This is a genomic window from Plantactinospora sp. B24E8, assembly GCF_039871735.1.
In the GTDB taxonomy this organism is placed as follows: Bacteria; Actinomycetota; Actinomycetes; order Mycobacteriales; family Micromonosporaceae; genus Plantactinospora.
In genome coordinates this window covers 303,658-316,174 of sequence record NZ_JBDPMH010000002.1, presented here as the reverse complement: position 1 = coordinate 316,174, position 12,517 = coordinate 303,658, and the positions used below count along the sequence as shown (strand labels likewise).

Genomic DNA, 12,517 nt, shown 5'->3' with positions numbered 1-12,517 from the left:
GCGACCGGAGCTCGGCGATGAGGCTCGCACGCGCGGCAGCCCGTTCGGTCCGGCAGCGGGCCGCCCAGTCGGCCCGAGTCGGGCTGCGACTGACCGCCTCCCCGCAGGTCGTCCGGTCCCGGGTGGGGTCCGGGCTGTGGACGGCGGTACTGGCGGCGCCGGGACTTCCCGAGCGGACCCGCAGCGAACTCGCCGGCCAGCTCCAGACCAGCCTGCTGCGCGCCGGCCGGTCGGCGCAGGCGGTTCGCGCCGCCCGGGTCGCGCTGTCCCGGGTCCACGACCGTCGGCTCCGCGCCGACCTGCTGCTGCGGCAGGCCACCGCCGAACTCGAGAACGGCACGCCCCCCAGCCTGCCGGCGGCGGTCGCCGCCGAACTGGCCGTCGCCGACGGACTACTCGCCGCGGGCGACGCCCGCCGGGCGACCGCCTCGATACTGGCCGTCCAGCGGCTGCTGTTCAACCGACGGTTGCACTTCGACCGGATGTCGTCGCCGCTGGCCGCCGACGCGGGACGCTTCCTCGCCCAGTGGCACGACAGCGCTGCGGTCCAGGCACTGTCCGCACCCCGGGGCCGCACCGGCGTACCCGGACCGGTTCCGACCGACCGGCCGCTGCGGCTACTGATCGCCACGTACGGCAACCACGGCTTCCTGAAGACCCTCCGGCGCCACTTCGACGCGCGTCCCGACGTCGAACTCCGGTTCCTGGACCCGGGCGAGGACGGCGGAGAACACGTTCCGCTGCTCAACGACACCCGCTCGATGGTCGAGCACATCCTGCGTGGCAGGTCGACGTACGGCGACCGGGTCCGGAAGTGGCTCACCCCGCACGTCGAATGGGCCGACGTCGTCTTCGTCGATTGGGTCGCCCCGCTAGCCGTCCTGTTCACCCTGGTCGATCCCGGGTCAACCCGGATCGTGACCCGGCTGCACAGCTTCGAGGCGTTCGCCCTCTGGCCCCACCTGATGGACTTCACCCGGGTGGACGACGTCGTCTTCGTCTCCGACCACCTACGCGACCTCGCACTCGCCGCCGTACCCGGATTCACCTCTGGCGGATGCCGGCTGCACGTACTGAGCAATTCGATGGACCTGCGGTCGTTCCGGCGGCCAAAACGGCCGGACGCCCGCTTCACCCTCGCGGTGGTGGGCGTCAAGGCGATCGCCAAGGACCCCGGCTGGGCGGTGCGGGTGCTCCGCCACCTGCGCGGACACGACGAGCGGTACCGGTTGCTCTTCTTCGGCACCGAGGTCCGGGCGGAGACGAACCCGGACACCCGCCGGTTCTGGGCGGATCTACGGGCCGAGATCGGCGACCTCGAGGCGACCGGCGCCGTAGTCCGGATGGGCCAGCACGACGACGTCCCGGAGGCGCTTCGCGACGTCGGGGTCATCGTCAGCAGCTCGGTCCGGGAAGGCGCCCCCTGCGCGCTGATCGAGGGCGCGGCCAGCGGCGCGGTACCAGTGGTCCGGGACTGGCCGTTCTTCGCCGGCAAGCCGGCGAGCGCCCGCACCCTCTTCCCGGAGGACTGGGTGGTCGACACCCCGGAGGAAGCGGCTGAACGGATCCGCGTGGCCACCGCCACCGAGGAGAGCTGGCGGTCGATCCGCGAGGCGGCGGCGGACCACGCCATCGCCAACTGGGACTGGGAGGTCGTGAAGCCCGGCTTCGACGAGCTGATCCTTGGCACGGCGGGCGAAAGCGGTACCGCAGTCGCGACAGCGGGCGGTAAGCCGGACGCGCGCTAGGCGCGGCCGGTACCAGCGTGGGCGTACGGGACCGGACCGGTCTGCTCGACAGCAGCGGTCCGACCCGGCGATGAGGAGGAGAGGACCAATGGTCGCGACGGGGACGGAGGCGCCGACGGCGCCGGCCCGGATCGTGATGCTCGTCGACAACGGGGTCAACGGCGACTCGCGGGTGCAGAAGACCGCGCGGTCGGCGGCCGACGCCGGCTGGGACGTCGTCCTGCTCGGCCGCTCGCAGACCGGCCAACCGGCGAGCTGGCGTCTGGGCGAGGCGCAGGTCCAGCTCCTGCGTATGCCCAGCCCGCTGCGCCAGCGCCGGCACGAGTACCGGCGGCACTGGCTCGTCGCGCCGTTCGCGTACCCGCCGACCGGGATCGCCGCGCACCGGGCCCAGGCGGTCCGAGCCTGGCAGGCGGACCTGGCGGTACGGCGGGCACTGCTGGCCGGCGGCTCCGGTGGGCCGCTGCGGCGGGCCGGGCTGCGGGTGCGGGAACTCGCTGCCAAGGTCGTCAAGAAGTGGGTCTCGTTCCGCTACTGGCAACTCACCACCTCGCAACGGCTGCGCAACTCGCTGCGCAGCCCCTGGGACCGGGCCTACACCCTGTTCTGGCGAAAGGTACTCGGGGTACGGGCGTGGCGGCGGCTCGAACCACAACTGTGGGACTTCGAGCTGGCCTACGGCGAGACCGTCGACGCCCTGGCGCCCGACATCATCTACGCCAACGACTTCCGGATGCTCGGCGTGGGCGCCCGGGCGAAGATCCGGGCCCGGGCCCGGGGCCGGGACATCAAGCTCATCTGGGACGTGCACGAGTACCTGCCCGGAGTGAAGCCCCGCGCCAACCACCACCGGTGGATGCCGGCCAACCACGCCCACGAGCGCGAGTACGCACCGCACGTCGACGCGGTGATCACCGTGTCGGAGCGGCTGGCCGAACTGCTGCGGCGGGACTACTCCCTGCCGGAGCTGCCGTCCGTCGTGCTCAACACACCGAACGCCGCCGACGTCTCGGCACCGCTCGACGAGAGCACCGCGGACATCCGCACGGTCTGCGGGCTGGGCCCGGAGACGCCGCTCGTCGTCTACAGCGGCGCGGCGGCGGCCCAGCGCGGCATGGGGGTGATGGTGGAGGCGATGCCGCAGCTGCCCGGGGTGCACGTCGCGTTCGTGGTCAACGACCCACACGGCCCGTACCTGACCGGCCTGGTCAACCGGGCGAAGGAGCTGGGCGCGGCGGACCGGCTGCACGTGCTGCCGTACGTCGCGCACAACCAGGTGGTCCGGTTCCTCTCCACGGCGACGGCCGGGGTCATCCCGATCCACCACTGGCTCAACCACGAGATCCAGCTGATTACCAAGTTCTTCGAGTACTCGCACGCGCGGCTGCCGATCGTGGTCAGTGACGTCGAGACGATGGCCGCGACGACCCGGGAGAACGGTCAGGGCGAGGTCTTCCGGGTCGACGACGTCCAGGAGTACGTCCGGGCGGTGCGAGCGATCGTCGCCGATCCGGAGCGGTACCGGGCGGCGTACCGGTCCATCGATCTCGCGGCGTGGACCTGGGAGGCGCAGGCGGTGGTCCAGGACCGGCTGTACCGCCGGTTGGCGCCGCCGCACCGGCTGCCGGCGGGCCCGGTCGGGGCCCCGGCCATCGACCAACCGGACGTCACGGTGCTGGTCGGGCAGTGACCCGCCCCTACGTCCCCCGGTACCACAGACCACAGCTCTAGGGATGGAAAATGACTGATGCGGTGATTCTCGGGCTTGGCTACGTGGGCCTCCCGCTGGCCCGGGAGGCGGTCCGGTCCGGGGCGTCCGTGCTCGGTTTCGACGTCGACAACCGGGTCGTCGACGGGCTGAACGCCGGACGTTCCCACGTCGACGACCTCTCCGACGGCGACATCGCCACGATGCTCAGCGGCGGGTTCCGGGCCACCTCGGACGAGACCGAGATCGCCTCGGCGCGGGCCGCGATCATCTGCGTGCCCACCCCGCTCGGCGACGACCACGGACCGGACCTGACCGCGGTCCGCTCCGCCGCACACACCGTGGCACGCAACCTGCGGCCCGGCATGCTGGTGGTCCTGGAGTCCACGACGTACCCCGGGACCACCGACGAGGTGGTCCGGCCGATCCTGGAGGCCGGCGGGCTCACCGCCGGCGTCGATTTCCACCTGGCCTTCTCCCCCGAGCGCATCGACCCGGGCAACCAGACGTACGGCCCGCACAACACCCCGAAGGTGGTCGGCGGACACACCCCGGCCTGCGCCGAACGGGCCGCCGAGCTCTACGGCCGGTTCGTCGATACGATCGTGCGGACCCGGGGGACCCGGGAGGCGGAGACCGCGAAGCTGCTGGAGAACACCTACCGGCACGTCAACATCGCCCTGGTCAACGAGATGGCCCGGTTCTGTCACGAGCTCGACATCGACCTGTGGGACGTGATCAGAGCGGCGAGCAGCAAGCCCTTCGGCTTCCAGGCCTTCTACCCGGGCCCGGGCGTCGGCGGGCACTGCATCCCGATCGACCCGAACTACCTGAGCCACAACGTCCGGGTGAAGCTGGGCTACCCGTTCCGGTTCGTGGAGCTGGCCCAGGAGATCAACGCCACGATGCCGAACTACGTCGCCCGGCGGGCCCAGAACATCCTCAACGACGCGGGCCTGGCCACCAACGGCGCGCGCGTCGTGCTGCTCGGCGTGACCTACAAGCCGGACATCGCCGACCAGCGCGAGTCGCCGGCCGTCCCGCTGGCCCGGCTGCTCGCCGGCCTCGGCGCCAAGCTCAGCTACCACGACCCGTACGTGCACGACTGGCGGGCGCCCGGAATCGACGTCCAGCGGGTGGACGACCCCGACGCCGCCGCCGCCGAGGCGGACCTGGCCATCCTGGTGCAGAACCACCGCGCCTACGATGCCGAGCACCTGGCGGGCGTGGCCAAGCGGTTCTTCGACACCCGTGGCGTGACGACCGGCGACAACTCGTACCGCCTCTGACCCAACGCGACGTGGCCGCTCCGCCGGTACGGCGTCGGGGCGGCCACGTCGACTTTCCCGGCAGACAAGAGATCGGCGACGAATCCCCTCATGCGAGATCGGCGACAGTGATGAACAGTGGACCTGGTTCCCCGCCGGCAACGACACCCGGGACAGCAGGGTTCGCCCGGCCCGTCGGGCGGGATCCGTCCCGCCCACACCTCGTCTACCTGGCGATCGGGTTCCCACCGGCTGCGAAGAGCTCCACCTACCGGCTGTTGGAGACCGCCAACCAGTTCTGTGCCGTCGGCTGGGACGTCACGGTGGTCACCCTCGTGGCCGCCGCCTGGGAGCGGGAGTACGGGCTGGACCACAGCCTCACCGCCCGGGTCGATCCACGGGTCCGGGTCGTCGAACTTCCGCTGGCCCGCGAGGACCTGGAGACGGACATCCGGGCCTTTCCCGAATCCCGCGCCATCGATCCCCGACGGTGGCTCAGGGAGCTGAGGGAACGCTCCACCCGGCTGTTCCCGGAGCGGATCTTCGGCGCCTGGCGCCCGGCCATCGAGGAGGCGGTGCTCCGGATCCACCGAGAGCGTCCGGTCGACCTGCTGGTCTCCACGTCCACGCCGTACGTGACCCTGACCGGGGCGTGGCGGCTGTGGGAGGAGGCCCGGGTCCCGTACGTGGTCGACTTCCGCGACGGCTGGTCCCTCGACGTGATCAACGGCGGTGAGGCGTTCCCGAAGACCTCGGTCGCCGGCCAGTGGGAGGCGAAGGTCTTCGGCCAGGCCATCTCACTCTGGTTCGTCAACGACCCCATCGCCGGGTTCTACCGGGAGCGCTATCCGGAGCTGGCCGACCGGATCCGGACCGTCCGCAACGGCTACGACCCGGAGAGCGTACCCGCCCAGGTCCGTCGGCCCGGACCGGACGATCCGCTGACCTTCGGCTACCTCGGTGCTCTCAACCTCCCGATCGCCCTGCTCGAGGCGGTGCTGGACGGTTGGCGGACCGCCCGCCGCGAGGACCCGCTCCTCGCCCGCGCCACCTTCGAGGTCCGTGGACACATCGGTGCCGGGTACGCCCGGGGCGACAACCTGCACATGGAGCTGCTGAAGAAGGCCGCCCCGGACGGGGTGGTCAGCGGCGGACCGGTGCCGAAGGCCGAGGTCGCCGAGACGTACGGGCGCTGGGACGCGCTCGTGCTGATGGTGACCGGGGGGCGGTTCATGACCTCGGGCAAGGTCTACGAGCTCGCCGCGTCCGGGCTGCCGGTGGTGTCGGCGCACGAGGCCGAGCACGACGCCTCGACGGTGCTGTCCAGCTATCCGCTCTGGACCGGAGCGGTCGGCCTGGAACCCGAACGGCTCGCCGCCGCGTTCCGGGACGCCGCCCGGATCGCGCTCACCGCGACGGACGCCGACCGGGCCAAGGCCCGGGCCAGCGCCGAGCAGTTCGCCCGCGGCGCCCAGTTGGCGCCCGCGGTCCGGCACGTGACCGGCCTGGTCCGCCCGGCACTGCTGGCGGCCAACCCCGCCCGGTCCCACACCCCGCCACACGAGGGATAACCCATGGTCAACGTGCTCATCCTGGCCGGTGCCGCGCCGCCCCGGCCGGCCGTCCTGCTCGAGGCCCTGGAAGAATTCCGGGAACGCGGTGCGATCGTGCACCTCGGCTGCTACTTTCCGCTGAACCGGCTGCCGGCGCTGGACGGGCTGGCCGAGGCGTACGCCCTGCCGACCTCGGCACCACGCGGGGGTCTGCGCCGCCCGGTGCTGCGTGCCGAACCGACCCGGCGGATGTGGCTCAACGTCCGCAGCGATCCCTGGTTGCGCCGCCGTGCACAGGAGGCGGACATCCTGGTGGCCCTCGACTGGCAGGCGGTCTACCTGGTCTGGCGGTTGGCGCAGCGCCACCCCGAACCGGACGCCGTCTACGGTCTCGCGCCGTCCCTGACCGCCGTCGAGAAGCGGCTCGGCGACAGCCGGCCGGTGTCGGCGCCCACCCGTGGACGTACCGTCTCCCCGCTCGGGCTGCTGGTGGCCGACGCCCGGCGCAACACCCAGGACCTGGCCCGGACGGTGGTGGAGGGCGCCACCGGCCGGAAGGTGATGCGGGTCCGGGCCGCCCGTCAGGTCTGGACCGCGGCCCTGGGGATGCCGGGCATACCGGACAGCCCCCGGGCCCGGCTCGCCCAACGGGTCCAGGAGAGCATGAAGAAGGCCGGACACGGGGCCAGCGCCGCCGGGGTGGCCACCGCCGCCACCCGCCACCTGCAAAACCCCGGCGTCCGGGCGAAGCTGCTCACTCCGCTGGTCGACGCCGAACTGGCCGCCGGGCGCCGGCCCGAACACCTGGAGACGGTGGTGGCCGGCGAACTGGCCACCGCCGACGCGCTCTACCGGGCCAAGGACCTCACCAACGCGATCGCGGCGACGGGTCGGGTACTGGACCGGATCTTCAACCGGGCGCTGCACATCGACACGCTCTCCTCACCCATCGCCGAGGACCCGGCGGGCTACCTCGGTCCGTACCACAACAGTGCGGTCGGACGGGCGCTCGCCGCACCCCGGGGCCGGTCCGGGACGGCCGGACCGCCGCCGACCGACCGTCCACTCCGGCTGCTCGTCGCCACCGGCCTCAACGACCACTTCGTCGACCCGATCCGCCGGCACTACGAGACCGTGCCGGAGGTGGAGGTCCGCCGCCTCGACCTGACCGAGGAGCCGCTCCGGACCTTCCTCACCAACGCCCGGGCCCGACTGGTCGCGGACGGTCTCGCCGGTGGTTCCCGGTACACCGCCCAGGCGAACGAGATCTTCGGCCCGCACCTGGCGTGGGCCGACACCATCCTGGTGGACTGGTGCGCGGCCCCCGCCGCCATGCTCACCCTCGCCGACCCCGGAAACACCCGGGTGATCGTGCGGCTGCACCGCTTCGAGGCGTTCTCCGTCTGGCCGCACCTGATCGACTTCTCCCGGGTCGACGACCTGGTCTTCGTCTCCGAGCACATGCGCGAACTGACCATGGCGGCCGTACCCCGGTTGTCCGGCCCCGACGCGCCCCGGACCCACGTCCTGGCCAACGCGATGAGCCTGCGGAACTACGTCGCCCCGAAGGACGCCGCGGCCCGGTTCACCGTCGGTGTCCTCGGCATCGGCGCGGTGGCGAAGGACCCCCGCTGGGCGATCGAGGTGCTGCGGTTGCTCCGTGCGCACGATCCGCGCTACCGGCTGCTGCTGATCGGCTCCGACATCAAACCCGAGGTCAGCCCGGCCGCCCGACGGTACCGGGAGGCGTACGAGCGGGACCTCGTCGAGCTGGAGTCCACCGGCGCGGTACGTCGGCTCGGCCAGACCCGGGACGTGGCCGGGGCGCTCACCCAGGTCGGCGTCATCCTCAGCAGTTCGGTCAGCGAGGGCGCCCCGTACGCCGTGGTGGAGGGGACCGCCAGTGCCGCCGTGCCGGTGGTGCGGAACTGGCCGTTCTACTCCGGTGGGCGGCACGGCGCGGACACCCTCTATCCGGCGGACTGGGTGGTGGACACCCCGGAGCAGGCGGCCGCGCGGATCCTGGCGGTGACCGAGACCGAACGCATCTGGCAGGACGCCGGTCGGGAGGCGGCGGCGTACGTCTTCGCGCACTGGGACTGGAGTGTGGTCCAGCGGGACTTCGACCGACTGCTGCTCGGCGGACCCTCGGGCGCACGTCCAGCAGCGGCACCCCGCTGGGGCGGGCAGTGAACTGAACGGTCGCCGTCCCGACCGGTGACGAACCGGAGGGCCGCCCGACGCGCGGTCAGTACGCGCCGGGCGGCCCCCGAAGTACCGGACAGCCGCCCGGCACCGGAATCTCAGACGGTTTCCGCCACCCGCGGCCGGCCCTCGGCACCGGCGTCGGCCCAGGTCGAATCCGTCCGGGTCGGGCGGGTACGGCCGGTCAGGGTGCGATAGACGTCGTCGAGCACCCGGGCCTGCGCCTCCCAGGTCCAGTTCACCAGCAGGTCCGGTCGGTCGTAGGCGGCACGGTACCGGTCCGGGTCGGCCAGCACGGCCCGTACCGCACGGACGTAGTCCGCCCGGTCCTGCGCCCGGAAGACCTCGCCCTGGCCGGTGGACCGGGTGGTGTCGGCCATCGTCCGGACGTCGCTGACCACGATCGGCAGCCGGGCGTGCGAGTACTCCAGGTACTTGGTGATCAGCGCCAGTTCGTGGTTGGGCTTGTGGTGGATCGGGATGACGCCCGCGTCCGCCGCCGACAGGAACGCCGGCACCTGCCAGTACCGGACGTAGGGCAACACATGTACCCGGTCGCCGACACCGAGTTCCACGGCGCGGGCCCGGAGCTGGTCGGACGCCTCGTTGGCGCTGCCCGAGGTCAGCGTCACCAGCGCGACGTGCACCCCGGGCAGGTCCGGCAGCGACTCGACCATGATGTCGACCCCACGGCTGGCGTTGACCGCCCCGCTGTAGACCAGCAGCGGGGTCTCCGGGCCGATCCCACAGAGGCCACGCAGGTCCGGAGTGGCCAGGTCCGCCTCGTCGGCCGGCGGTGGACCGACCACCGGCGCGTTCAGCACCACGTACGGCCGCGCCGGCAGCCGGTGGGTCTGCTGGAGCAGCTCGGCGAGGGTGTCGGAGACGGTCACCACCGCGTCGGCGTGCCGGATGTACTCCTCGACGTGCGCGACCTGGGCGGGCAGCCAACGTACGTTGTCCTCCCGCCCGCTGACGCCGGCGACGAACTCGTGGGCGTCCCAGACCAGGCGGGTCGGCCGCCCCTGGGCCCGGGCCCGCAGCACCGCCCGGGCCCCCACCCCGATCATCCGGAAGTCGTGGGCGTGGATCAGATCCGGCTTCAGCTCGTCGATGACGTTGCGGAACGCCAGCTCGTAGTCCCAGAGCCCACGGTCCAGCCGGCGCCAACTGCGGCTGCCGAGCAGCTTGCGCCAGAAGGCGACGGAGAGCCGGGTCAGCAGGGTGTTCGGATCCTGCTGGTTGCGTTGCAGCCGGTGCAGCTCCCCGGCCCGGAACCGCACCCAGCGGGCGAGCGCCTTGGCGGTGAGCCGGGCCGGCAGTTGGAGGGTGCCACCGAACATCGCCGGCAACCGCCCGCCGCCGGTCGCCTGGGCGACCTCCCACGCCGTCCGCCGCTCGTGCATGGCGGCCTGCCACGCCCGGACCTTCTGGATCCGGTAGGCCGCGTGAAAGCCGGGCGGATACGCCAGCGGGCGGCGCAGCGACCGCTGGAACACGGTCGGATGCCGCCCCAGGCCGCGGCCCACCGGCAGCAGTTTCACCTGTGCCTCGCCGATCTGCCACTGGTCGGTTTCGGACTGGCCGCCGAGGACTCCGAGCAGGACGACGTCCCAGCCCGCCTCGGCCGCCGACCGGGCCGTCTTCTGCACCCGCGAGTCGCCGTGCACGCCGTTGTCGACGAGCATGACGACCCGCCCACGTCCGGTGGCCCGGGCGCTGTGGTCGGAGGTCATTCTTCCCAGCCATTCCCTCGTGTCGTGGGTGTGCCGGCTACCCCGGGGCGAGGAGCACGGACGAACCGCTCCGGGCCCGTCGGACCGGACCGGTCGCCGACTCCGGGGCGGGCGCCGGTCACCCCGGCTCTCCCCGGGACGCGTGACCGGTCCGGGCGGGTCCTAGAGCGTGACGGTGCTGCCGTCGCGGGCGGACCGCAGCGTCGAGGCGGCGACCCGGACGGTACGCAGGCCCTGGCGCAGGGTCACGATGTCGCTCTCCTTGCCCTCGACCGCGTCCCGGAACCGCTCGTGCTCGACGAGCAGCGGTTCACGCTTGGGGATGGCGTACCGGACCATGTCGCCCTCGGCGACACCCCGGAACGCCCGCAGCGCCTCCCACTCGGTGTCGATCGCCCCGTTGGCGTAGAAGGTGAGGTCGGCGGTGAGCGTGTCGGCGACAAAACATCCCCGCGCGCCGGTGATCACCGTGGACCGCTCCTTCAGCGGGCTCAGCCAGTTGACCAGGTGGTTGACCATCGTGCCGTCGGCGAGCTGACCGACCGCCGCCACCATGTCCTCGTGCGCCCGTCCGCTGCGGGACACGGTCCGGGCCGAGACGGCGACGTACTCCTGTCCGGTGACCCAGGCGGTCAGGTCGATGTCGTGGGTGGCGAGGTCCATCACCACACCGACGTCGGCGATCCGGTGCGGGTACGGCCCCTGCCGCCGGGTCACCACCTGGTAGACGTCGCCGAGTTCGCCCGCCTCCAGTCGGGTCCGCAGGCTCTGCAGCGCCGGGTTGTACCGCTCGATGTGCCCGACCCCGGCAACCAGTCCGGCCGACTCGAACGCCTCCACCAGCCGGGTCGCCGCCTCGTCCGACGGGGCGAGCGGCTTCTCGATCAGCGCGCAGACCCCCGCCGCGGCCAACTCCAGACCGACCTGTTCGTGCAGCGCGGTCGGGCAGGCGACCACCGCGTAGTCGGGCTTCAGCGCGATCAGCTCCGCCACCGTACGCAGGACCGGTGCCCGCAGGGTGCCGGTCGTGTCGCCGGCCGGGTCGACCACGCCGACCAGCTCCACACCGTCCAGATTGGACAGGATTCGGGCGTGGTTGCGGCCCATCGCACCCAGGCCGATCAGCCCGGCACGCAGCCGTGGGGCCGCCGCGCTCACCGGGTCACCGCCACCGCGTTCACGGCCTCGACGATGCGCTCCAGCTCGGCCGGGGTCAGCGACGGGTGGATCGGCAGCGACAGCACCTCGCGGGCGGCCCGCTCGGTCTCCGGCAGCTCCCACGGGCCCGGCTGGCCGTCCTCGCCCAGGTACGGCTTCAGCCGGTGGATCGGGGTGGGGTAGTAGACCGCGCTGCCCACCCCCCGGGCGAGCAGTTCCTGCTGGACCGCGTCCCGGTCCCCGGGGACCCGGACGGTGTACTGGTGGTAGACGTGCCGGGCCGCGTCCGCCACCGGCGGGGTGACCACACCGGCGAGCCGGGCGTCGAGGAACTTCGCGTTCGCCCGCCGCTGCTCGGTCCACTCCGGCAACTGGCGCAGCTGTACCCGGCCGATCGCCGCCGCCACGTCGGTCATCCGCATGTTCGCCCCGACGATCTCGTTGGCGTACCGCTGTTCCATGCCCTGGTTGCGCAGCAGCCGCAGGGTACGGGCGAACGCCGGGTCGGCGGTGCTGATCATGCCGCCTTCCAGGGCGTGCATGTTCTTCGTGGGGTAGAAGCTGAAGGTGCCGGCGTTCCCGAAGGCGCCGACGGGCTGACCGCCCAGCGCGGCACCGTGTGCCTGGCAGGCGTCCTCAACGACGGCGAGGCCGTGCCGCTGCGCGATCGGCATCAGCCGGTCCATCGCTGCCGGGTGACCGTAGAGGTGCACCGGCATGATCGCCACGGTACGGGCGGTGATGGCCGCGCTGACCGCGTCCGGGTCGAGGTTGAAGCTGTGGGGTTCGATGTCGGCGAAGACCGGTTCGGCACCGACCAGCCGGACCGCGTTGGCGGTCGCCGCGAAGGTGAACGCCGGCACCACGACCTCGTCACCGGGGCCGATCCCCAACGCCATCAGGGTCAGCTGCAGAGCGGAGGTGCCCGAGTTGACCGCGACGCAGTGCCGACCGGCCACCAGCTCGGAGAACTCCTCCTCGAACGCCGCCACCTCCGGGCCCTGCACCACCCGGCCACTGCGGAGCACCCGTACGGCAGCCTCGATCTCCGCGTCTCCGATGACTGGTTTGGCAGGCGGAATCAGGTCTGCGTTCGGCCCGGCCATGGGCATTCCTCCGTTGCTGAGGGGTCGCGTTGGGG

The 12,517-nt window shown here is 72.4% G+C and carries 8 protein-coding genes; 5 read left to right on the top strand and 3 right to left on the bottom strand.

What is annotated here, in order from left to right:
• Nucleotides 1-17: 17 nt before the first annotated feature.
• From ABGB21_RS05235 to ABGB21_RS05215, 5 genes are all read left to right on the top strand, one after another.
• Complete coding sequence (locus ABGB21_RS05235; RefSeq protein ID WP_347653617.1) at nucleotides 18-1,748, top strand: glycosyltransferase; 1,731 nt, start codon at nucleotides 18-20, stop codon at nucleotides 1,746-1,748.
• A 136-nt stretch (nucleotides 1,749-1,884) separates the two neighbouring features.
• On the top strand, nucleotides 1,885-3,438 hold the full coding sequence (locus ABGB21_RS05230; protein WP_347676715.1) for a glycosyltransferase: 1,554 nt from the start codon (nucleotides 1,885-1,887) through the stop codon (nucleotides 3,436-3,438).
• A gap of 50 nt (nucleotides 3,439-3,488) precedes the next feature.
• Nucleotides 3,489-4,745, top strand: coding sequence for a nucleotide sugar dehydrogenase (locus ABGB21_RS05225; RefSeq protein ID WP_347653616.1), 1,257 nt, complete (start codon nucleotides 3,489-3,491; stop codon nucleotides 4,743-4,745).
• A 110-nt stretch (nucleotides 4,746-4,855) separates the two neighbouring features.
• The gene (locus tag ABGB21_RS05220) at nucleotides 4,856-6,295 is read left to right on the top strand and encodes a glycosyl transferase (RefSeq protein ID WP_347653615.1); all 1,440 of its coding nucleotides are present in this window, start codon (nucleotides 4,856-4,858) and stop codon (nucleotides 6,293-6,295) included.
• Nucleotides 6,296-6,298: 3 nt separating this feature from the next.
• Entirely contained in the window at nucleotides 6,299-8,470 is a 2,172-nt protein-coding gene (locus ABGB21_RS05215) for a glycosyltransferase family 1 protein (RefSeq protein WP_347676557.1), read from the top strand.
• A 110-nt stretch (nucleotides 8,471-8,580) separates the two neighbouring features.
• Here the strand turns inward: ABGB21_RS05215 and ABGB21_RS05210 are convergent, their stop codons facing one another.
• From ABGB21_RS05210 to ABGB21_RS05200, 3 genes are all read right to left on the bottom strand, one after another.
• Nucleotides 8,581-10,218, bottom strand: a complete 1,638-nt coding sequence (locus ABGB21_RS05210) for a glycosyltransferase family 4 protein (protein ID WP_347676555.1) — start codon at nucleotides 10,216-10,218, stop codon at nucleotides 8,581-8,583.
• 162 nt (nucleotides 10,219-10,380) lie between these two features.
• Nucleotides 10,381-11,376 carry a Gfo/Idh/MocA family oxidoreductase gene (locus ABGB21_RS05205; RefSeq protein WP_347653612.1) on the bottom strand — a complete coding sequence of 332 codons (996 nt, stop codon included), beginning with the start codon at nucleotides 11,374-11,376 and terminating at the stop codon, nucleotides 10,381-10,383.
• Nucleotides 11,373-12,482 (bottom strand): DegT/DnrJ/EryC1/StrS family aminotransferase, encoded by a 1,110-nt coding sequence (locus ABGB21_RS05200; RefSeq protein ID WP_347653611.1) that lies wholly within the window; start codon nucleotides 12,480-12,482, stop codon nucleotides 11,373-11,375. Before ABGB21_RS05200 ends, ABGB21_RS05205 begins: the two co-directional genes overlap by 4 nt.
• Between the last annotated feature and the right edge of the window lie 35 nt (nucleotides 12,483-12,517).

Excerpts from the sequence above, each read along its gene's own strand:
- ABGB21_RS05220 (WP_347653615.1), top strand. The coding sequence starts at position 4,856 with ATGAACAGTGGACCTGGTTCCCCGCCGGCAACGACACCCGGGACAGCA.
- ABGB21_RS05225 (WP_347653616.1), top strand. The coding sequence starts at position 3,489 with ATGACTGATGCGGTGATTCTCGGGCTTGGCTACGTGGGCCTCCCGCTG.
- ABGB21_RS05235 (WP_347653617.1), top strand. The coding sequence starts at position 18 with ATGAGGCTCGCACGCGCGGCAGCCCGTTCGGTCCGGCAGCGGGCCGCC.
- ABGB21_RS05200 (WP_347653611.1), bottom strand. The coding sequence starts at position 12,482 with ATGGCCGGGCCGAACGCAGACCTGATTCCGCCTGCCAAACCAGTCATC.
- ABGB21_RS05215 (WP_347676557.1), top strand. The coding sequence starts at position 6,299 with ATGGTCAACGTGCTCATCCTGGCCGGTGCCGCGCCGCCCCGGCCGGCC.
- ABGB21_RS05230 (WP_347676715.1), top strand. The coding sequence starts at position 1,885 with ATGCTCGTCGACAACGGGGTCAACGGCGACTCGCGGGTGCAGAAGACC.
- ABGB21_RS05210 (WP_347676555.1), bottom strand. The coding sequence starts at position 10,218 with ATGACCTCCGACCACAGCGCCCGGGCCACCGGACGTGGGCGGGTCGTC.